This window comes from Chloroflexus sp. (assembly GCF_034431535.1).
GTDB lineage: Bacteria > Chloroflexota > Chloroflexia > Chloroflexales > Chloroflexaceae > Chloroflexus.
In genome coordinates, this window is sequence record NZ_DAOUDC010000049.1 from 38,874 (window position 1) to 60,268 (window position 21,395).

At 63.8% G+C, this 21,395-nt stretch carries 17 protein-coding genes; all 17 read right to left on the bottom strand.

The window, feature by feature from the left end; all coding sequences use genetic code 11:
* Window positions 1–461: 461 nt before the first annotated feature.
* The 17 genes from U9R61_RS11505 to cobN all read right to left on the bottom strand — a co-directional run bounded on the left by U9R61_RS11505 (window position 462) and on the right by cobN (window position 21,349).
* Complete coding sequence (locus U9R61_RS11505; RefSeq protein WP_322488959.1) at window positions 462–1,856, bottom strand: cobyrinate a,c-diamide synthase; 1,395 nt, start codon at window positions 1,854–1,856, stop codon at window positions 462–464.
* Window positions 1,853–2,635, bottom strand: a complete 783-nt coding sequence (gene cobA, locus U9R61_RS11510) for a uroporphyrinogen-III C-methyltransferase (protein WP_322488960.1) — start codon at window positions 2,633–2,635, stop codon at window positions 1,853–1,855. Before cobA ends, U9R61_RS11505 begins: the two co-directional genes overlap by 4 nt.
* A 182-nt stretch (window positions 2,636–2,817) precedes the next feature.
* A complete protein-coding gene (gene cobJ, locus U9R61_RS11515; protein WP_322488961.1) occupies window positions 2,818–5,154 on the bottom strand; it encodes a precorrin-3B C(17)-methyltransferase in 2,337 nt (778 codons plus the stop codon).
* Between the two features lie 66 nt (window positions 5,155–5,220).
* Window positions 5,221–6,024: a precorrin-4 C(11)-methyltransferase gene (cobM, locus tag U9R61_RS11520; RefSeq protein WP_322488962.1), complete on the bottom strand. Its 804-nt coding sequence runs from the start codon at window positions 6,022–6,024 to the stop codon at window positions 5,221–5,223.
* Window positions 6,021–6,743 carry a precorrin-2 C(20)-methyltransferase gene (cobI, locus tag U9R61_RS11525; RefSeq protein ID WP_322488963.1) on the bottom strand — a complete coding sequence of 241 codons (723 nt, stop codon included), beginning with the start codon at window positions 6,741–6,743 and terminating at the stop codon, window positions 6,021–6,023. The genes cobM and cobI overlap by 4 nt, the downstream gene beginning before the upstream one ends.
* Before the next feature lie 160 nt (window positions 6,744–6,903).
* Window positions 6,904–8,109 carry a precorrin-6y C5,15-methyltransferase (decarboxylating) subunit CbiE gene (cbiE, locus tag U9R61_RS11530; protein WP_322488964.1) on the bottom strand — a complete coding sequence of 402 codons (1,206 nt, stop codon included), beginning with the start codon at window positions 8,107–8,109 and terminating at the stop codon, window positions 6,904–6,906.
* Window positions 8,106–9,341 carry a cobalt-precorrin-5B (C(1))-methyltransferase gene (locus tag U9R61_RS11535; protein WP_322488965.1) on the bottom strand — a complete coding sequence of 412 codons (1,236 nt, stop codon included), beginning with the start codon at window positions 9,339–9,341 and terminating at the stop codon, window positions 8,106–8,108. Before U9R61_RS11535 ends, cbiE begins: the two co-directional genes overlap by 4 nt.
* A 134-nt stretch (window positions 9,342–9,475) precedes the next feature.
* Window positions 9,476–10,135, bottom strand: coding sequence for a precorrin-8X methylmutase (locus U9R61_RS11540; protein ID WP_322488966.1), 660 nt, complete (start codon window positions 10,133–10,135; stop codon window positions 9,476–9,478).
* A complete protein-coding gene (locus U9R61_RS11545) occupies window positions 10,132–10,656 on the bottom strand; it encodes an NAD(P)H-dependent oxidoreductase (protein WP_322488967.1) in 525 nt (174 codons plus the stop codon). Before U9R61_RS11545 ends, U9R61_RS11540 begins: the two co-directional genes overlap by 4 nt.
* Entirely contained in the window at window positions 10,653–12,050 is a 1,398-nt protein-coding gene (locus U9R61_RS11550) for a sirohydrochlorin chelatase (protein WP_322488968.1), read from the bottom strand. The genes U9R61_RS11545 and U9R61_RS11550 overlap by 4 nt, the downstream gene beginning before the upstream one ends.
* On the bottom strand, window positions 12,047–12,988 hold the full coding sequence (gene cbiB / locus U9R61_RS11555; protein WP_322488969.1) for an adenosylcobinamide-phosphate synthase CbiB: 942 nt from the start codon (window positions 12,986–12,988) through the stop codon (window positions 12,047–12,049). Before cbiB ends, U9R61_RS11550 begins: the two co-directional genes overlap by 4 nt.
* A 155-nt stretch (window positions 12,989–13,143) precedes the next feature.
* Window positions 13,144–13,887, bottom strand: coding sequence for an ABC transporter ATP-binding protein (locus U9R61_RS11560; RefSeq protein ID WP_322488970.1), 744 nt, complete (start codon window positions 13,885–13,887; stop codon window positions 13,144–13,146).
* Window positions 13,884–14,657, bottom strand: coding sequence for a cobalt ECF transporter T component CbiQ (gene cbiQ / locus U9R61_RS11565; protein WP_322488971.1), 774 nt, complete (start codon window positions 14,655–14,657; stop codon window positions 13,884–13,886). Before cbiQ ends, U9R61_RS11560 begins: the two co-directional genes overlap by 4 nt.
* Before the next feature lie 3 nt (window positions 14,658–14,660).
* Window positions 14,661–14,960, bottom strand: a complete 300-nt coding sequence (locus U9R61_RS11570) for an energy-coupling factor ABC transporter substrate-binding protein (RefSeq protein WP_322488972.1) — start codon at window positions 14,958–14,960, stop codon at window positions 14,661–14,663.
* Entirely contained in the window at window positions 14,957–15,697 is a 741-nt protein-coding gene (locus U9R61_RS11575; RefSeq protein WP_322488973.1) for an energy-coupling factor ABC transporter permease, read from the bottom strand. The genes U9R61_RS11570 and U9R61_RS11575 overlap by 4 nt, the downstream gene beginning before the upstream one ends.
* Before the next feature lie 311 nt (window positions 15,698–16,008).
* The gene (gene cobT / locus U9R61_RS11580) at window positions 16,009–17,070 is read right to left on the bottom strand and encodes a nicotinate-nucleotide--dimethylbenzimidazole phosphoribosyltransferase (protein WP_322488974.1); all 1,062 of its coding nucleotides are present in this window, start codon (window positions 17,068–17,070) and stop codon (window positions 16,009–16,011) included.
* Between the two features lie 58 nt (window positions 17,071–17,128).
* A complete protein-coding gene (gene cobN / locus U9R61_RS11585) occupies window positions 17,129–21,349 on the bottom strand; it encodes a cobaltochelatase subunit CobN (protein WP_322488975.1) in 4,221 nt (1,406 codons plus the stop codon).
* Window positions 21,350–21,395: the final 46 nt, after the last annotated feature.

Sequence of the window (21,395 nt, forward strand, 5' to 3'; positions counted from 1 at the left end):
CAATCATGAAGGCGCAAAGAGAGCAAAGACGCAGAGGGTTGAACGCAAAGACGCAGAGGGTTGAACGCAAAGACGCAGAGGGCGCGAAGGGTTTTGTAAGTCGGGCAGCGAGGAGCACATGACCGATACACCGATGTTCCGTACACGCAAAGGGCGCAGAGGGTTTTGTAAGAGCCTGCTAGAATCACTCCAACAAAAGTAGGCAAGTTGGTTCCGTACACGCAAAGGGCGCAGAGGGTTTTGTAAGGGTTGGCATAGCATGGTTTTTCACATACTCTATATTCAAAGATAGTATTTGAGCGTTAGGTATTACACAAAATATCTGAATAAGCTAAGTAATTTAGAGGGTTAGAGGTAGCATCACTTCTATCATGCCTTCCAATCCTTTGCGCCCTCTGCATTCCCTGCGCCTTTGCATTTACCTCTTTGCGCCCTTTGCGGATCCGGACAGCCGTCCGGCTCTACGGTGTCTCTGCGTCAACAAATGTGCTGGCAGCGGCGACAAACCGCTCGGCGATAGCCGGGCAGGCCAGAAAATGCAAATGAATGTACGACGCCAGCGTCTGGCCGATCACCACCCCCTCGCTGGCTGGTTGCGGACGCATCGCATCAGGCAGGCAAGCGTAGAGCGGCGGCAGATCGGTGGGCTGCGCTTCCCAGACCGAATAGTGAAACTCGTGGCCGCGCACCGTTTCGCCAGCGCGCCACAGCCACGTCTCGGCTTGGGCCACGATCGTGCGGTAGCCGAGGGTGAGTCGCGGTGCCATACGCGAATGGCCGGGCAACACACCGGCCATCGCAAAGGCTTGGCCATGCTGATCGATCAAGGTTTCGGTCAGAAACATCAAGCCGCCGCACTCGGCGTAGATCGGCATGCCGCTCGCCGCCGCTTCCCGAATCGCGGCCAGCATCGCCTGATTGGTGCTCAATTGCGCGGCAAAGAGTTCAGGAAAACCGCCGCACAGGTAGATCGCTGCCGTTCCTGCCGGCAAGGCGGTATCGTGGAGCGGGCTGAAAAAGGCGAGTTCCGCCCCAGCGGCCTGCAACAGATCGAGATTATCGGGATAGATGAAATTAAACGCCTCATCGCGGGCAATGGCGATCACCGGTCGCGCACCGCTCACCGGCGCAAGCACGGTTGGCGCCGGGACGGGCAACGGCGGCGCGGTACGGGCCACGGCCAGCAGCCGGTCAAGGTCAATCGTCTGCTCAACCCGCGCCGCTGCCTCAGCCAACCACTCTTGCCAGCAGCCCGGCTCGGCCACCGGCACCAAACCGAGATGGCGTTCAGGCAACGTAAGCGCATCGTGACGAGGCACATAGCCCAACACCGACACCCCGACCGTCTGCTCGACGGCATCACGGATCAGTGCAGCGTGGCGCGGGCCGCCAACCCGATTGAGAATGACGCCTCCGATCTGCAGCCGGCGGTCGAAATCGCGCAAGCCGGCGATCAGCGCCGCGGCAGTGCGGGCCATCGCGCGCGCATCGAGCACAATGATCACCGGCGTTGCGGTGAGGCGGGCAATGTGGGCGCTGCTGCCGGTGTCGTCATCGCCGGCATAGCCATCGAACAGGCCCATCACCCCTTCGATCACGGCCAGATCAGCCTCGGCACTGCGGCGGGCCAGCACACCGGCGATCTGGTCAGGCGGGATCAGCCACGAGTCGAGATTGTGGCACGGCCTGCCGGCGGCGAGGGCATGATAGCCGGGATCGATGTAGTCAGGGCCGCACTTAAACGGCGCGATGCGTAGACCGCGCTGGCGCAAGGCGGCGATCAGGCCGGCGGTGATAGTCGTCTTGCCGCTGCCGCTCATCGGCGCGGCGAATAGCAGGCGGGGCAGATGGATCATAGGTCGTCCCACAACATCGGATTGGCAGGAAATTGAGCCGGATCGTACCACGCCAACGTATCGGCTAATGACGCCACTTCACCCACCACCAACACAGCCGGCGGCGGCAACTGCGCTGCTTGCTGACGATCCGGCAAAGCAGCGAGCGTTGCCCGCAGCACGCGCTGGTCGGCGCTGGCTCCACGGCTGATCAACGCCGCCGGCGTAGCGGGATTACGGCCAGCGGCGATCAGATAGACACACACCTGCGCCAGCCGTTCGAGCGCCATCAACACCACGAGGGTCGGCGACGCGGCCAGCAAGGACCAACTGATCCCGCTACAGCCGTGCGGCGTAGCTTCGTGACCAGAGACGACCGTGAAGGCAGCGGCAACGCCGCGCCACGTGAGCGGGATACCAGCGTGGAGCGGTACCGCCAATGCCGAGGAGACTCCCGGCACAATCTCGAAGGGCAGACCGGCAGCCGCCAACGCCGCCGCCTCTTCGGTCAGATGGGCAAAGACGCCGGGGTCGCCGCCTTTCAGCCGCACCACCTGCAACCCGGCACGCACCAAGCGCACCAGCGTCTCGGTGATGCCGTCTTGGCGCACGGAATGGTGGCCGGGCCGCTTGCCGACGAAGATCCGTTCGGCGTGAGGCGGCGCTTCGTCGAGCAGGCTCGCCGCGATCAGACGGTCGTAGAGTACGGCATCGGCTTGGCGCAGCACAGCCAAACCGCGCATAGTAATCAGATCGGCGCGACCGGGGCCGGCGCCGACGAGATAGGCTTTACCAGTCATAAGCTACTCCGGGTTGGACATGGGTACGGAGGCATACAGATGAACACAGGTTGAAAATAGAACACGGATTGGGACGGATAAACACGGATCGGATGGAGATTTGGAACCATACAGCGTCTCTTATCTGCACCTCGCCATTTATGGCGTGCGGCAGACAAACTGCCACACGCCATACAGCTACATCACGCTTCCGCCAACCATTCGGCAATCGCGTCGCGGATCGCGGCGGCGCGGGCCGGCGCGGCGCCATTGCTGCTCACGGCAATGGCGATGCCGCCGCTGCGATGTACTGCCGGCACATGGAAATCGCCGTCGCTGGGATCATCGGCGACGTTGCAGAGTGCGCCGGCGGCGCTGGCTGCCGCGGCAATGCGGGCATTGACAGTGCGATCATCGGTGGCGGCGAAGACGAGCCGTGCGCCGGTGAGGTCGCCGGCTTGATAGCTGCGCTGTTCCCAGATCAGCTTTCCTACCGCAGCCCATTCCGCCAGTTGCGTCGTGACAGTGGGGCTGATCAGCCGCACCGGAAAGCCGGCGGCGAGCAGACTGCGCACCTTGCGCTCGCCGACAGCGCCGCCGCCAATGACGACCGCCAGCATATGCGATGGTTTGGTCAAGACGATCGGGTAATCCGGCGCTGACGGCGCAGCAGTGGTTGGGGTTGGCGCAGCGGTGCGAGTGGTGTAGCCGCGCGGCGTTACCATGTGGCCGGCCAGCGCAAAGCTCTGGCTATTGCCGATCAGCACCACCATCAACATATCGGCTTGCTCTGGATCAACTTCGGCGAGGGTGGTCAGCATAATCTGCTCATCGGCGCGAGTGACTTGACGACCACAGGCGACCGGCGTCTGCGGCGGGCGATGCTCGCGCACGATGGCGAGGGCTGCGGCCAATTGCCAGTTCCGCCCTTGCGAGCGTGGATTGTAGAGCGCGATCACGAAATCGGCTTGGGCCGCGGCGCGCAGCCGGCGCTCGATCAGCGGCCATGGCGTGAGCAGGTCGCTGAGGCTGATCAGGCAGAGATCGTGATTGACCGGCGCGCCAAGGCGGGCCGCCAACGCCTGAAATGCGCTCACGCCGGGAATGACTTCGACAACGGGATCGCGGCCAGTCCACCCCTCGGCGTGCAAGGTCTCGAAGACGGGTGCGGCCATCGCGTAGATGCCGATGTCGCCGCTGCTGACCAGCGCCACCCGCCGGCCAGCCCGCGCCAGTTCGATGGCGGCCCGCGCCCGCCCCATCTCGTCACCCATCGCCGGGGTAACGATGACCTCTTGGTCGGGCCGCAGCAACGGACGGATGAGGTCGATATAGCGGCCATAGCCGGTGACAACCTCGGCGTAGGCTAGCGCCTGCCGGGCCGCAACCGTGAGCTGGGACAGATCACCCGGCCCGATGCTGACCAGCGCCAGTTGGCCGGCGGCGGGAGCGGCGTCGCACGGGTTGGCGACGGGTGCGCGCAAGGCAACGGCGACGGTGCAACGGGCAAACGACCGTTTCGGCGCGAGCAACGGCCCATGCGCCGCCACCACCGCGCACGGCTCGGCCACACCCGGCAACTCGAAGCGGCTGGCAGCGCTGGGGCTAAAGCTCTCTGGGTCGAGTGCGCGCAACTGCTCGGTGGAAATTATCGTGAGCGGGACGTCAAGTTGGGCTGCGAGCGCGATGATCCCCAGCTCGGTTGCCTTCAGCTCGGCGGTGGCGATGGTGGCAACGCACTCTGGCAGCAGATCGGCCTCGGCCAGCGTTATCGCCAACGCCTCGGCCAGCTCGCCGGCTGGCGTCTCGCGCCGGCAACCAATACCCACCGCCAAGACCGGCGGTAGATAGCGCAAGGCTTTGGGACGAAGGGTCTCCCACAGATCAGCCAAGCGACGGTGGGAAACGACAATCGCAGCGACGAAATAGTCATTGGCAAGAGCAGACGGTTCGCTGACCCATTCGACTGCCGGCACAGCAGCGAATTCGGCAGCCAGCACATCACGCGCCGCTGGCAACGCTGGGTCAACCCACACCCCGATCGGCTCGCCGTTCACCAGACACGCCATGACGTGGGTAGTCGCCGAGTCGGCGGCCAGCCGCCAGCCGCGATCGCGCCCGATCAGATCGAGCGCCGGCAAGCCTTGGGTGTCGCTGGATGTGGTCAATGCGGCATGACCGCCGGTAAGCGCGGCCAGCCGGCGGGCGAGTTCGTTCGCACCGGCGCGATGGCCGCCCACCAGCGGCACCGCAAACTGGCCCTGTTCGTCGAGGCAAATCACTGCCGGATCAACGGTTTTAGCGCGCAGCAATGGCGCCAGCGAACGCACCGCAATCCCGGCGGAACCGATGAAGACAATCGCTCGCGCCGAAGTCCACACGGTCTGCACCGCTTCGGCGACGGTCGCATAGGGCATGGCGGCGGGCAGCTCAGCCGCAAAGCGGGCCGGCGCCCACACTATGGCCGGCAACGCCGGGGCGAGGCGTCCGGCCAGCGCCAACCCAGCGCGGGTAATAGCGATGATAGCGATGTTGGTCATAAGAGCCTCAAATGATGTCAACGCCAACGAAGGGGCATAGCGCTGCTATGCCTTGGGCATCGCGTGCTACGCCCGTACCCGCCGGCGCAAGCGATGGCTATAGGTTGGATCGTAGAGCCGGCTGGTTGGCCGATCGGTGCGTTTGTGGGCCGGGTCGAGGGCCGCGCCAACCAAAATCAGCGCCTGCCGGGTAAAACCAGCCGCTTTGACTTTGGCGGCAATATCGCCGAGCGTGCCGTGAATAATCTCTTCGTCGGGCCACGTCACCCGGTAAGCCACTACTACCGGCGTATCTGGCGTGTAAGCGCTGCCGGCTAGCAAATCTTCCACCACTTGCTGAATCCGGGTAATGCCGAGGTAGATCGCTAGCGATGCACCGTGCGCGGCCAGCCGGGTAAGCTGCTCGCGCTCCGGTAAGGGGGTGCGTCCGGCCGGCCGGGTAAGGATGATCGTTTGCACCAATTCGGGAACGGTCAGCTCGACGCCGAGACGAGCCGCGAGAGCGAAGGCGGCAGTCACACCGGGAATGACCTCATACGGCATGCCGGCTTCATCCAGCGCGGCCATCTGCTCGTGGATCGCACCGTACAGCGCCGGATCGCCGCTGTGCAAGCGCACCACCACCTGCCCAGCCTGCGCCGCTTCACGCATCAGCGCCACAATCTGATCGAGGTGCATCTCAACCGAACCGACGATCCGGGCTTCAGGCCGAGCATACGCCGCCAGCAGCGCCACGTCAACCAGACTATCAGCGTAGAGGATCAGATCGGCTTGGGCCAGCACATCACGCCCGCGCACTGTGATCAGGTCAGGCGCGCCGGGGCCGGCCCCGACGAAATAGACGGTTCCGGGAACGACGGGGTAGGTCATAGCACTTCTCCGCGGCGAACAATAACGAGCGACAGGTACGGGCGATGGTGCGGGTCAAGTGTCCGCAAATCGCGCGTAATAAATTCACCTTCCAGTCCCACTCTCTCGGCATAGAGGGCATGGTCAAGGAGACCGAGTTGTTCAAGCGCCGTGAGGATGGACGGCACCGCAGCACCGGCCTTCATCAACACAACTGTGGCAAACTCGGCGAGGAGGCGTTGCAAGGCGGCGGCATCGGTCTCGTAGCTGGCCGGCAGCACAATCAGCCGCTCGTCGGCCATAGCGAGCGGCATGCCGGCGGCGGCAGCAGCGGCGGCAAATGAAGTGACGCCGGGAATGACTTTGACCGGCAGGGTGGGAGCGCACACCCGCAACTCGCGCCACAGGTAGAAAAAGGTACCGTAGAGCAACGGATCGCCGAGCAAGAGATAGACCCCGCGCCGCTCGGCGCCAAGGGTCGTGACCATCACTTCGGCGGCGGCTTGCCACGCCGGACGTAGTTGGCCGGAATCGCGCGTCATCGGCAGCGGCAATGTCACCACTTCTTGACGGGAAGGAGCGATCCACGGCGTCGCGATGCGCAGAGCAATGCTGGCGTCGCCGTCACGGCTCTGCGGCGCGAAGATAACATCAGCCGCCTGCACGGCGCGCAAGCCTTTGAGCGTAATCAGTTCGGGGTCGCCGGGGCCAAGCCCGACTGCGGTGAGTTCAGCATTCATACTAACACCTAACTCTCAGGCGCAGAGCAAGCAAAGGCGCAGAGGATGTGAACGCAAAGGCACGAAGGGCGCGAAGATGAGCAACGTTTTTTGAGATTTGGCATAAGCCTGCTTTTGCTACCCCCATAAAACCTTAGCGTTCTTAGCGATCGTTGCGTCTTCAGACTCGCCACGTCACGATGAAGACCGGATTGAGTGCGGCGAAGCGTAGATCGGATTGGATCGGCGCGCCGCGGTTGATCTGTACCTGCGCCACCCGCGCCGCTGGCAAGAGGGCCAGCGCCGTAGCAAGATGGCCGGCAGTCACGAGGTTGAGCACCAGCCGGCCTCCGGTGCGCAGCCGTTGCTGAGCCAGCGCGATGATCGCCTCCAACCTCCCGCCGCTCCCGCCGACGAAGATTGCATCGGGATCGGGCCAATCGGCGCACGCCTCCGGCGCTTCGCCGTGGGCCGCGTACAGGTTGGGCGCGGGAAAACGGCGCAGATTAGCGTGAATATACTCGACAAACACCACGCGCCGCTCGACCGCGTAGACCCGCGCAGTTGGGCACGCACGAGCCGCCTCGATCGCCACCGCGCCACTGCCGGCCCCGATGTCCCACAACACTTCGCCGGGTTGCAAGGCCAGCTCGGCCAGACTAAGCAAACGCACCTCGCGCTTGGTGATCTGGCCGGCTTCGGTGCTGAAGGCCTCGTCAGGCAGGCCGGGAGGGATGGGCCGCGCGGGCCGGTCGTTCCAGACCACCAGCACATTGAGCGGATCAAACGCGGCGGTGACGAGATCGGCGAGAATGGCGGAGACGACGCGCTGGCGCGGCCCGCCAAGCTGCTCGCAGACCGCGCAGCGGCTGGCAGGTTCCATCCCGGCGGCGATCAACGCTTGCGCGATCACTGCCGGCGTCTGCTGGCGGTCGGTCAGAATCGCCGCTTTGGGTGCGGCCAGCACTGCCGGAATAATCGCGGCCACCGGACGGTTATGAGCGCTGAGCAAGACTGCATCGTGCCACGGCTCGGCCAGCGCGGCAAAGGCGAGTTGGGCCGAAGTCGGGGCCGGCACAATGTCGAGCGCCTCCGGTGGAAACACCCGCCGCAAACTGGCGCCAATGCCGTACCAGAGCGGATCACCCGACGCCAGCACCACCGCTGTCTGACCGGCTTCCCACGCCTGCTGCAACCGGGCCAGCGCCGGCTCCACACTCGCTTCGACCACCAGCCGCTCGGCGGCCACCTCAGGCAACGCAGCCAGATGGCGCTTCCCGCCTACCAGCAGATCGGCGCGAGCAATGCGCAGGAGAAGCTTAGCCGGCAAACCATCAGCGCCGGCATCGGTCAGACCGACCACCAAAATCGGCACGCGCCGGCTCATGGCTCACCCTCCACGACCGTATCATCTTCGGGCAACGGATCGGTCGGCAACCGCTCGATCAACGGGGGCGGCAGAGTCGCAGGATGCACGTGATCGGCAGCGACTGCCGCAGCGCGGGCCAGCACCGTACCATCAAAATCGACCAGAATGGTCTCGAAATCCATCGCGCCGCCGTGGGCGGCAATGAAGTACAGGCACTGTTCGAGGGCCAAATCCACGATCCGCTGCAACGGCGCTTGCTGACCATACTGCTGGCACAACTCAAGAAAATGGCGTCCGGTATTCGCCTGTGCCACCGCCTGCACCAACTCGTCCGGCACACCCACCTCGCGGCAGACCTGCGCCAGAAAGGCGAAATCGACCTGATTACCGGCGACGTGGGTTTGCATATAGCCTTGCGCGGTCTTGATCATCTTGCCGATCATGCCCACAAACACGGCTGACGGCACCCCGTGGGCAATGCAGGTCTTGAGCGCATCGCCGGTAAAGACGCTCAATTCGACAAATGCCATCTCCGGCAGCTCAGGAAAGATACGCATCGCAAACTTCTCGGAACGAGCGCCGGTGCAGAGGATCATCTTCTGCACGCCATTGCGAGCCGCCATTTCGACCGCTTGGATCACGCTGGCCCGCCACGCGGCGGTGCTATAGGGAAAGACTTTACCGGTGGTACCGAGAATGCTAATCCCACCAATAATTCCAAGACGTGGATTAAGGGTTTTTTGGGCAATCTGCTCACCACCGGGAACACTTATAATCACCTCTAAGCCGAGTCGGTCGAGAAACGCCTCACCGTCGGGCGCATACTCACGCACTGCATCACGTACATTGGCGGTAATCTGTTGGCGTGGCACCGGATTAATGGCCGGCCCACCAATCGGCAATCCAAGACCGGGTAAGGTCACGCGCCCCACACCCTCACCGCCATCAAGATGAATACCCGGCTGCGCAACCACCCGCACCTGCGCGCAGATCAACGCACCGTGGGTGACATCGGGATCGTCACCGGCATCTTTGCGCATACAGCAATAGGCTCCCGTCTCATCGAGCCGGGTGACGGTGGGTGTCATCGTAGCGGTTTCGCCGATCGGCAAGGTGATCGTCACTTGCGCCGGCCACTGCCCGCTGAAGAGGGCAATCGCAGCCGCTTTGGCGGCGGCTGAGGCGTTGCTGCCGGTGGTGTAGCCGGTGCGCGAACCACGTTTGTTGCGGGGTGGAACCATATCGGCCATCGCGTGTCTCCGTATGTACATGTTTCACCGCAGAGGGCGCGGGTGGTTCTTACCGCAGAGGCCGCAGGAGGCGCAGAGGATGGCGTACTAGTTGCCATACTCCGAAACCCTTTGCGCACCTTTGTGCCTTGATGTCACACATCGCGGTTGTCTTCACCGAGCGCCAACCGCAGCAGCGCATTGACAATCGCCGTCGCCACCGGTGAACCGCCTTTGCGACCAGCGGTGACGATCCACGCCACATCTTGGCGGGCCATGAGCGCCGCTTTGCTTTCGGCGGTGTTGACGAAGCCGACCGGCACGCCGATGATCAACGCCGGCTGTGCACCGCGGTCAAGCAGATCGAGCACCTCGAACAAGGCGGTCGGTGCATTGCCGATGGTCACGATCGCACCGGCCAGATGGCCCTGTTCGTGAGCCCAGCGCAAGGCGGCGGCGCTGCGGGTAAGATCGGTCGCCGCAGCGAGTTGGATAACGTCCGGCAGGTCGTTGAAGCAGTGCGCCGCGCCGCCGAAGCGGTGTAACCGCCGCTGGTCAATGCCAACCCGTGCCATCTGCACATCGGTGATCACCGCGCAGCCGCGTTGCAACGCAGCGACACCGGCTTCGATTGCGCCGGGGCTTGCTTGGGTAATCGTGGCGAACTCAAAATCGGCGGTGGTGTGAATGATCCGCTCGACGACCGTCGCCAGCGGTTGCGGCAAAGTGATCCCGCGTTCGGCCAGCTCGGCGCGGATAATCGCGAACGAGCGAGCGGCGATCTCGGCGCCGGTCACAGGCACGTGCTCAGTCATAGGTTCGCTCCCCGGCGTAACTGCACAGCAATCTGCGCCACCCGCCGGCCCAAGGCTTGCGCCTGCAACAGATCGGCTTCGGTAATATCACCAACCGACGTCGCACCGTAATAGGAACCAGCCTGCTCCATCAGCGGCGTCCACGGCAAGCCAACGATGATCATGCCGCCGCCGAGCATCCAGTGCAACACTGAGACCAAGGTAAACTCGGTGCCGGAATGGCGTCCGGCGCTGCTAGTAAAGGCCGCGCCTACTTTGCCGGCTAAGCTTCCCTCTTCCCACAGATCGCCGGTAGTGTCGAGCCACCGCTTCAACGTGCCCTTAATGCCCGTCCAGTTCGGCGTGCCGATAATGATTCCGTCAGCTTCGAGCAGATCGGCTTTGGTGGCGTGGTTAGGCAAGCGCACCTTCACCTCGGCGCCGGGAACGGTCGCTACACCGGCGGCAATGGCTTGGGCTAATTGGGCCACGTGATCGCCAACATCGTGCAAAATAAAGATGCGGCACGTCACATCAGTCATTGGCGGATATGCTCCTTCCAGTAGTGGTAGGTCTTAGCAACGGCGGTCACGACATTCTTGATCTCGGCTTCGAGCCGAAACTGCGGCCCCGCTGGCAACAGCAAGACCCGATCTTCACGCCGCACACTGACATTTTCCACGATAATCGCCCGCAACAGCCAGATCGCCATCTCTTCGCGCTCACAGACGAGGCCGATCCAGCCGGGAGCGACATCGGTCTTCACCGGCAGATCAGTCACCATCGCCAGCGCGCGGGAGAGTTCAGCAATCACGCGGGCATAACCGGCGGGATCGGCCTGCACCATGGCCGGATCGACCGGCTCGAGCAGGGTGCCGCGATGGGGCGGGCCGCCGGCCAGCGCCAATTCGCAGAAGGGGTTGTTGGGGTCATCCCCGCCCCACACTCGATCCCATGCCACCTGCCCCTGTTCATCGAACACCAGCGGCGCCGCGGTCATCGGCGCAGCGCTGACCGGACGGCCACCGTGGTAGCGGGATGGCAAGATCGCCTCGATCCCGCGCGCCAGCGCCTCGCCGCGCAGGCCGTGATCGTGGTCGCTGGTCTGCGGGCGGCCAAAATCGGCGGTAAAGCCGGGAAAGAGGCGGCGGTATTTGCACACGTCGCAATTGACCGCCGCTTGGCCTCGCACCGCTTCGTGAAACCGCTGCTCGATCGCCGCGATCACACCCTCGTGCAACCCAAGATGGTCAGTGAGCACGAGATCGTGATCGGGATAGCGTTGGCGGGCAGCAATGACCTGCTGCTCAATCCGTTGCAAAATCCGCCCGGTAAAGATCAGGTACGGAATGATCATCACCCGCCGCGCACCGAGCACGATACAGGCATCGATCGTTTCCGGCACGCGCGGCGTGGTGATGCTGTAGAAGCCGTACAACCCCCGCGCATAGCCGCGCCCTTCCCACAACAAGCGGGCCATGCGAGCTACATCGGCATTACTATCGGGATCACTGCTGCCGCGGCCAATCAAGGCCAGCGCCGTCTCAGCGCGCGGTACTGGCGGCGCTACTGCTTCAGCTTCAGCCAAGCGGTCGCCGAGAGCTTTGAGCAGCGAATACTGCACCCCCAGCGGCGCGCCGTAGTGGATGGTGAGTTCGGGCCAGCGTGCGCGCGCCTCGCGCAACGCGACCGGAATATCGTTCTTTTGGTGACCAGCAGCGCCGAGCAAGAGCGGCAATGCGACGATACGCTGATAACCGACGCGAGCGCAAGCATCTATCGCTTGCCCGATCGGCGGATCGGCCAATTCAAGAAAACATGGCTGCACAAACAGACCGAAACGTTCTTGGAGCAATGCCGCCAACTGATGGTATTCGGCGATACCGGCAGCATCGTCGGTGCCATGACCGATGAGTAACAGAGCCGTGTCATTCATAGCGTAGACCTCTGCTTGACGAAGCGCATCACCGATAAGCCGAACAGGAAGCCGGTCACGAGGAACATCACCATTCGCCCGATCCGACGAGCTTCTCGGATGAGTGCAGCATCAGCAATACGTGGACCGGTACCGAGCGTGTAGTGCTCACGCTTGGTCAACACCGTATCAAGCGCACCGGCCATTGCAGCCATCGGCCAACCGGCATTCGGCGAAGCGGTACGGCGCGCGTCACGCCACGCCACTGCGAGCACCACGCCGCCGCGCCGGTTGGCAAGCTGCGCAGCCAGCGCAATCAGCAGCGCCGTTAAGCGGGCCGGCGCCAGATTGAAGCCATCATCGCAACGAGCCGCAACCTTGCCCAGATGCTCGAACCGTTCGGTGCGATAGCCCCACATCGCGTCGGCGGTGTTGGTCAAGCGATAGATCACCATCCCCGGCAACCCGCCGGTGAGCAAGGCCAGCAGTGGCGCCACCACGCTATCGCTCAGATTCTCGGCCAGCGACTCGATCGCCGCCCCCGCCACCTCGGCGGCGCTCAGATCGTTGGTTGGCCGGCTCACCAAATGCCAACCGAGCAACCGGCGCGCTTTGGCCAGATCACCAACCGCCAAAGCCGCTTCTACTTCAGCCACCGCCCGATCGAGACCATGATAGGCCAACAACAGCGACGCCAGCGCCCCCTGCGCCAGCCAATGGCGCGGCGCGAGCGCGGCAACGCCGCCGAACATCACCCAACCGCCGGCCAGCCACACCGTCCCCCACGCCAACCGCGCCCCCGGTGCAGCCGGCGCAAGTCGTTCACCCCAGCGCAACCAGCGCCCCATCACTCCGACCGGATGCAGGTGGTTGGGCGGATCGCCAAAAACGGCGTCTATGGCTAAGGCTGCTAACGCCGCTGCGGCACGTTGTTGGATGAGGTGAGATATAGGTGGCATAGATACTCTTACCGTGAATGATCCATTCTATTCATTCTTCCCGTATGAGAGAGATTGCTCCGGGCGCTCCGCGCCCTCGCAATGACATATATCCCCTCGCGGCTTTGCGTTGATCACCCTCCGCGCCCTTTGCGGCACCGGACAGCCGTTTGGCGCTACAGCCCTTCCCACGCTTCCGGCGGTGCAATCAGCGCGCGCACCGCCGGATCGGCCCACACCTTCGCCGGCGGTGCGACCGCGACGATCCGGCCCTCGTGCAACACCACGACCAGATCGGCCCAGCGGCGGGCCAACGCCAGATCATGCGTGGCTAGAACAACCGTCCCACCTTCCGCCACCAGCCGGTCAAACACCCACACCACCTGTTGCCGTGCCCACAGATCGAGACCCGCCGTCGCCTCATCGACCAGCAGGCATTGCGGGCGCATGGCCAAGACGCCAGCCAGCGCTACCCGCGCCTTCTGCCCGCCGCTCAACGCATGGGTCGGACGGTCGAGCAGATCAGTCACATCACACATCGCCGCCGCGTCTAGCACTGCCTGCCGCGCTGCGGCGGCGCTCAGCCCCAGATTGAGCGGGCCGAAGCTCATGTCTTGCCAAACGCTAGCGCTAAACAGTTGATCGTCCGGCGACTGCATCACCAAGCCGACGTGCTGGCGCAACCGACGTAGACCAGACCGCGAGTAGTCAACCGGCGCGCCATGGAGCCAGACCCGGCCTTGCTGCGGACGAATGATGCCGCTCGCTACGAGCAGCAGCGTGCTCTTGCCGGCGCCATTGCGACCCAGCACGACGATGCGCTGGCCGGCAGCAATCGGCAACGACGCCGCCTGCAAGGCCGGGGTTTGGTTGCCCGGAAACTGGTACGAAACCGCTTCCAGCGCCAGCAATGCAGTCATAGCCACCACCTCGCCGCCACGAGACTCGCCCCGATCAACCCGCTGATCAACCAAAGCTGCCGGTCAACGGTATAGCTGAGCGGCAACACCCGCAGCTCGCCGGCAAACCCGCGCGCCGTCAACGCTACTTCCAACGCTTGGCTGCGCTGGTAGGCGACGATAAACAACCGGCTGCCCAGCAGCGCCGAACTGCGCAAGGTCGCCCGCCATGAAGCGTACCCCAACCGCGCCGTCTGCGCTGTAACCATCTGGTCGAGCGTATCGAGCAAGACAAAGAGTGCGCGGTAACTGAGCGCCATCAATTCGATCAGCAACGCCGGCGCGCGCAACCGGCGCAACAGCTCGATCAGATCGATCAGCGGCGTGGTCAGGATCAGAAAATTGAGCGCCGCTGCCGAACCGAGCGCGCGGCTGAGCACGTGCAGCGCCGTTTGCAGCGATCCGCCGGTCGCGCTCAGCCAGAGCGGTTCGAGCGGAATCACCCATAACGCCGCAGCCGGTGGTTCGTTCCCCACACTGACCGCGATCCCGATCACCGACAGCGCGAGGAACACACTCTCAGCCCCAATTACCGCGCCGGTCACCCGCAGCGGCACCCGCGCATACCACACCGTCACGGCCACCATCCATCCCAACGCTAACCACCCCACCAGCGGTCGATCGAGCGCCAGACAGAGCAGGAGCGTCATCCCGGCCAGCGCAGCCTTTTGCAGCGGATCGACCGCGCGCAACCGGTTGGTGAAGGCATACTGGTCAATGATTCGCAGCATGCCTCACCGATCACGCCGCTGCCGGCGACCGTGCTGCCAGCCAAAGAAGTAACCGATCACTCCCGCCCCTAAACCGGCTTGCAACGCAAACAGCAGGCTCTCGGTCTCGCTGCCCGGCGGCTCAAACAACGGCGCAAACCACGGCTCGTAGTCAGGCGCAATTTCAACGATGGCGGCTTCGGCGGCAGCATCGGCCCCACCAAACTCGGTGTCGCGGATCAGCAAAATTGGCACAATAGCCAAGCCGATAACTACCAGCAACAGCGCCACGACCACTGACCAAGGCAACGGTTTGACATTCATGCCCGCACCCCTTTGATCTCTAGCGCCTGCAACTCGGCGGCGGCATTGGTTTGCAACGCATTCATAATCAACACGGTCAGAATCCCTTCGCTGATCGCCAATGGAATCTGGGTCACGGCAAAGATCGCGCCGAACTTGGCGAAGGCAGCGAGGATGCCACCGGCCGGATCGGGAAAGGCCAGCGCCAGTTGTAGCGAAGTGACGACGTAGGTTGAGAGATCGGCCAGCGCCGCAGCCAAAAAGACCACCAACCAGAATGGCGCCCGCCCGGCCAACCCACGCCAGATCAGCCACGCCACAAACGGCCCGACCACCGCCATGCTAAACGCATTCGCGCCGAGCGTGGTCAAGCCGCCATGGGCAATCAGCAAGGCTTGAAACAGCAAGACAATCGAACCGAGCACACTCATCACCCACGGCCCAAACAGGATCGCCCCCAGACCGGTGCCGGTCGGGTGGCTGCTCGACCCGGTGACGCTCGGCAGCTTCAACGCGCTCAGCACAAAGGTAAAGGCGGCGGCGAAACCAAGCAGCAACCGCACCTCTGGCTTCTCGCGCACAACGCGCTGAAGCTGGCGAAACCCGATCACCCAAAACGGGATCATGACCGCAAACCAAACCAATGCCCACAGCGGCGGCAAGAAGCCTTCCATGATGTGCATGGCATACGCTGGCCGGGCCTCGAATGTGATCAGCACGGCAGCGCCAAGCGCAACGATCAGCCAGCGGCGTTTCATTCCGTGAACCCTCCTCTATAGCCCCTGCTCTCGCATGCGTTTAGGGGCAGACAGAACATTTCGCTTGTGTACGACCGTTCATCGCTGTACAATGCCTCAACCCTCGGCTCTCCGCTCCCCTCTCCTGCACCAGTGGCAGAGGGAATAGGGGTAAGGGCGCAATGGTACATCGCACAGCCATCAACCAAATCTATGCTCATGCGTTCTATCCGCCCCGCAACTCCCGCAGGCAGGAGCAGGGATGCACCTCTCTCGATCGAACGATGAGCACACGTTGCCCCACCGAGCAGCGCCATCTCACACGCTCCTCCCTACTCCCCGTTCTTCTCCGACACCCCCGCTTCGGCGAAGGTCGCCATCTCGTCAAGCACCTTGCAAGCCGCTTGGCAGATCGACATCGCCAGCACCGCGCCAGTGCCTTCGCCGAGGCGCATATTCAGATCGAGCAGCGGTTGCAGATCGAGCTGGCTGTACACAGCGACATGACCACGCTCGACCGAGCGGTGACCGGCGATCATGTAGTTGACGGCGGCAGGGGCCAGCGTGGCTGCGATCAGAGCCGCCGCCCCTGAAATGAAACCGTCGATCACCACCGGCACCCGCCGCGCCGCCGCGCCGAGGATCACGCCCGCCAAACCGCCGATCTCCAACCCACCCACTTTCGCCAGCACATCGAGACCATCGCGTGGGTTGGGTTGGTGCAGCGCCAGCGCCCGCTCGATCACGGCAATCTTGCGCGCCAAGCTAGCATCATCGATGCCGGTGCCGCGTCCGGTCACTTCCGCCGCCGGTCTTCCGGTGATCGCCGCCACAATCGCGCTTGCCGCAGTGGTATTGGCAATGCCCATCTCGCCGGTAGCGAGTAGGTCAACCCCGCGATCGATTGCCTCGTTGGCGCAGGTAATACCCACCGCAATCGCCTGCTGGGCCAGCTCAAGGCTCATCGCCGGCTCGTGGCTGAAATCGGCGGTGCCGTAAGCCAGTTTGCGGCTGACCAATTCGGGATGGGACGGCAAATCAGCCGCGACGCCAATATCCACCACAATCACCTGCGCCCCCACATAGCGGGCCAGCACGTTGATGGCCGCCCCGCCGCGCAGGAAGTTAAGCACCATCTGCGGCGTCACCTCGGCGGGAAAGGCGCTCACGCCTTGGCGGGCCACCCCGTGATCGGCAGCCATCACGATCACCGCTGGCTTGGTGAGACGGGGCCGTTCGCGTCCGGTGATGCCAGCAATCCGGATCGAGAGTTCCTCTAACCGGCCCAGCGAGCCGGCTGGCTTGGTGAGCATGTCTTGCCGGCGGCGAGCCGCCGTTGCCGCCTGATCATCCAATGGGCCAATGTGATTGATAGTTTGCGTGAGCAGCGACATACAACCTCCTTATCAGCAAATGCTTACGGAGCCGCACGGTATTGCGGCTGTACGATAATCATCGTTCTCGTTGTTCTTCTCCGATGGCGAGGATGGCATCGATCGCAGCCTGCGCTTCAGCAGATGGGTTGCGCCACATCCCGCGCCCGATCGCCTCGTTCAGCCGCTCGGCGATGGCTTGCAACGCCCACGGATTCACCTCTTGCAGCCATTGCTGCACCTCTGGATCGCGCACATATCGTTCGGTGACTTGTTCGTACATCCAATCGGCTAATACCTGCGCAGTGGCGTCGTAGCCGAAGAGATAATCAACCGTCGCTGCCAGTTCGAGGCCGCCTTTGTAGCCGTGCCGGCGCATACTGGCGATCCACTTCGGGTTAACCACCCGCGCCCGGAAGACGCGCCGCGCTTCTTCGCGCAGGTCGCGGGTGCGGGGCCGGGCCGGGTCGCTGCTGTCGCCGAAGTAGCGGGCCGGATTGCGCCCGCTTAGCGCCCGGATGGCCGCAATCATGCCGCCGTGGAACTGGAAGTAGTCGTCACTATCAAAGATGTCATGTTCGCGGGTGTCTTGATTTTTGGTAGCGACCTGCACCGTGCTGAGCGCAGCGGCAAAGGCGGTCTCCGCCGGCACGCCTTGCTCAGTTGCGGTGTAGGCATAGCCGCCCCACTTCAGATACACCCGCGCCAGATCAGCGTCGTTGCTCCAGTTTTGGCCGTCGATCAGTTGCAGCATCCCGGCCCCGTAACTGCCCGGCGGACTGCCAAACATGCGGTAGCGCGCTTCGCGTTGGGCCTCCTCGACGGCGGCGCCTCTCGCCACCAGCGTCTGCTCGGTCTGAAAGGCGTGCTTGCGCGGGAAGTTCCGCTCCGGCGGTTCGTCTAACTCGATCACCGCTTGCACCGCCTGATCGATCAACTCGATCAAGTGGGGAAAGGCGTCGCGGAAGAAGCCACTAATCCGGCAGACGACATCGATCCGCGGACGGCCCAACTCGGCGAGGGGGATTATCTCAAACCCGGTGACGCGCCGGTTTTCGCGTTGCCAGCGCGGGCGCACGCCGAGCAGCGCCAAAACTTGCGCCACATCATCGCCGGCAGTGCGGATGAGGCTGGTGCCCCAGATGCTGATGCCGACACTTTCAGGGATAGCGCCATACTCGCGCTGGTAACGCTGGATTAGGTCGCGGGCTAACCCTTGGCCGGTCTCCCACGCGGCGAGACTTGGGACGCTGCGCGGATCAAGACTGTAGAAGTTGCGTCCGGTCGGCAAAACGTGAGCCATGCCGCGCGTCGGCGCGCCGCTCGGCCCCGGCGGCACAAACCGGCCCGCGAGCGCCGCCAGCAGATGCTCGATTTCGTCAATTGCGCTCTGGCGCAAACGCGGCACGATCCATTCGCAGGCGTAGCACAGCACCGCCGCGACCGGCTCGTGATCACTGTTTGCCGGCAAAGCATCTACCAACACGCCGGCAATGGCCTCTGTCTCCCATTCAGCATCGTTGAGCCGGCTAAGTATTTGCCGGCAAAGGTTCTCAATAGCCGCGATACCATCAGCGTTGGTGAGCCACTGCTCGTCACCGGCCCGCCGCCGGCCCGGTTGCTCCTGCAAGGCGCGCCAATCTTCCCCCAGCGCCGCCGCGATGGTGGCCGGCAGGCTCGGTGCGTGCAGGTTGGGCAAGCGCAGCAGGTGGTAGACCAGATCGACCAACTGCACGCCGGCGGGCACCGTACCAAGGATATGCAGACCATCCCGGATCTGCGCGCCGGTCAACTCGCACAAGTAGCCTTCGATGTCTTCGAGCAGGTGCGCGACTTCACGCCCCTCCAATTCGGTCAGCACGGTCGGCGTGCCATCTTCGAGCACGCTGCCATCCCAATCGTGCCGGTGATCGCCGTGATCGGCTTGCAAGATGTAGCGCAGATCGTCAGCTAACTGGCTGCGTTGCAGCACCTCCCAAATCTGGCGCTGCAAGAGCGGCAGCTTGCTCGGATCGAGCCGTTCCATGCGGTAGTATTCATCGACCAGTTGGGCCAATTCGGCCAGATCGCCATACGCGCCGGCGTTGGTCATCGGCGGGGTGAGGTGATCGATAATCACCGCGTGGGCACGCCGCTTGGCCTGCGTACCTTCGCCGGGATCGTTGATGATGAAGGGGTAGATCAGCGGCAGATCGGCGAGGAACGGATCAGGGAAACAGGTCGCGCCAAGACCGACGCCTTTGCCGGGCAACCATTCGAGCGTGCCGTGCTTACCGAGATGGATGATCGCATCGGCGCACCATTCATCGCGCAACCAGCGGTAGAGCGCGTAGTAATTGTGCGGCGGCGGCAGGTCGGGCCGGTGGTAGACGGCGTCCGGATCCATATCGTAGCCGCGCGGCGGTTGCAGCGCCACAAAGACATTGCCGAATGTGAGGCCGGCCAGCGCCAGCGCGCCGCCATGCACATACGCCTTGCCCGGCGGCGGCCCCCATTGGCGGGTCATCACCACTTGCGTCTCCGCCGGCAGCTCGGCAAACCAGCGTTGGTAGGTAGCTACCGGAATCCGGTACGCTTGGGCCAACTGCTCAGTCGTCAGCCACGTCTCGTCATACGAGCAGCGTCCAATCAGATCGGCGATCAGTTGGTCGCCGCTTGCCGGCAGCTCACCGACCTCATAGCCGGCGGCGCGCAAGGCAGCAAACAGTCGCATCAGCGAGGCCGGCGCATCAAGGCCAACCGCGTTCCCGATCCGCTGCGCTTTGGCGTTGCTATTGGTCAAGATGACCGCAATCCGCTTCTGCGCATTCGGGAGGGGCCGCAACTGCGCCAAACGCCACACCAAGCCGGCCAGCCGCTCGATCCGCTCTGGGTCAGGCGCCGAGCGCGCCGCCGCTTCGCCCGCTTGGGTCTTAAACGCGATCGGCACGCCGATGATCCGGCCATCCAGTTCGGGCAAAGCCACATTCATGGCCGTATCAAGCGGCCCCAACCCGCGACCGTCGCGCTGCCACGCCTCGCGGCTGCTACTGCTGACCAGCGCCTGCACCACCGGCGTATCCAGTTGGGCAAAGGGGTGCGGCTCGCTATCGCCGAGCGCAAAACTGAGGGTCGAGACGATTACATCGACCGGCCCGGCTTGGCGTAGCAGCTCGAGCGCCACCGGCATCCCCACCGTATTCAGATCTTTGAGCGATTGAGTGTAGACTGCGCGCACGCGCAAGCCGCGCGCCTGCAAGCCGGCGATCAGCGCATCGACGAAAGCGATATTGCCGCTGAGCAGATGGGCGCGGTAGAAGAGCAAGCCGGCCACCGGCGCATCAGCCGCCGGCAACGCTGGTTGGGTCGCCTTGCTGCGCCGGCGCGGTTGGGGTGGGGTGTAAATGCCGTGGAGCGGCAATTCAACCGGCGGATCGGAGCCCCACCCGCTCGCCAGCAGGTGATCGCTCAGACACTGCAAGCCGTTGGCGAGATTGGCTGCACCGCCAGCGTGAAAATAGGCGCTGACCAGCATTGCCAACGGCACCCCAACCGTCGAACGCGCCATCAGATCGGGATCAACCTGCTCGACTGCCGGCAGGCAGAGCAGGAAGCCGCCGGTTGCCGCCGCCCACTGTTGCAGCCGTTCGAGACCATAGGCAAACGCCGCCGGACTGTGCAAGCGCGCCACCACAATCGCCGCCGCGGGCAGATGCTGTTCAAGCAAACGGTCAATCGCCGCCGGGTCGACCAACCGGCCCACGTGCGCCATCCGCACCGGCGCAAAGCCGTCGGGCAACAGGTCGAGCGCCTGCTCTAACGCGAGCAGGTCGGTATCGGCTTGGCTCAGCACGAGGATGCCATCGCCAGCCACTGCCGGCAGGCGCTCGGCGCTCGCTGCCGGCGCGCTCACCCCATCCCAGCTAAAACCGTTGAACAGGTGGGGCGCTAATGCTGGCGGCGGCGGCAACGGCTGATCAGTCGCCAACAGCTCTTCGATAAAATCGTACAAGATCGGGATGAGCGCTGGATCGTTCAGCGAATGGAACCAGTAGGGCCTGCCATCCATCAGCAAGAGGGCCACATTCGCTAGCGGGCACGGCCCCAAGCAACCGCCTTGGCTCAGATGCACCCGATTACGCAGCCGCCGCCGCTCCCATTCACTGTGGTAGAGATCGGTCGGCACCGGCGCAAAGCCGCGCTCGGTGTGGCCGCAGCAGCAGCCAGTCGTGCAGACAATCAGCATCCCACGCCGCGCGCCGGCATTGACCATCCGCCCGTCGAGGCGCTGCACCATGTTGCGTTTGAGCGATTCGGCCATGGTTCCTCGCTGCTCGTGTTAGGTTTACCGCAGAGGGCGCGGAGGA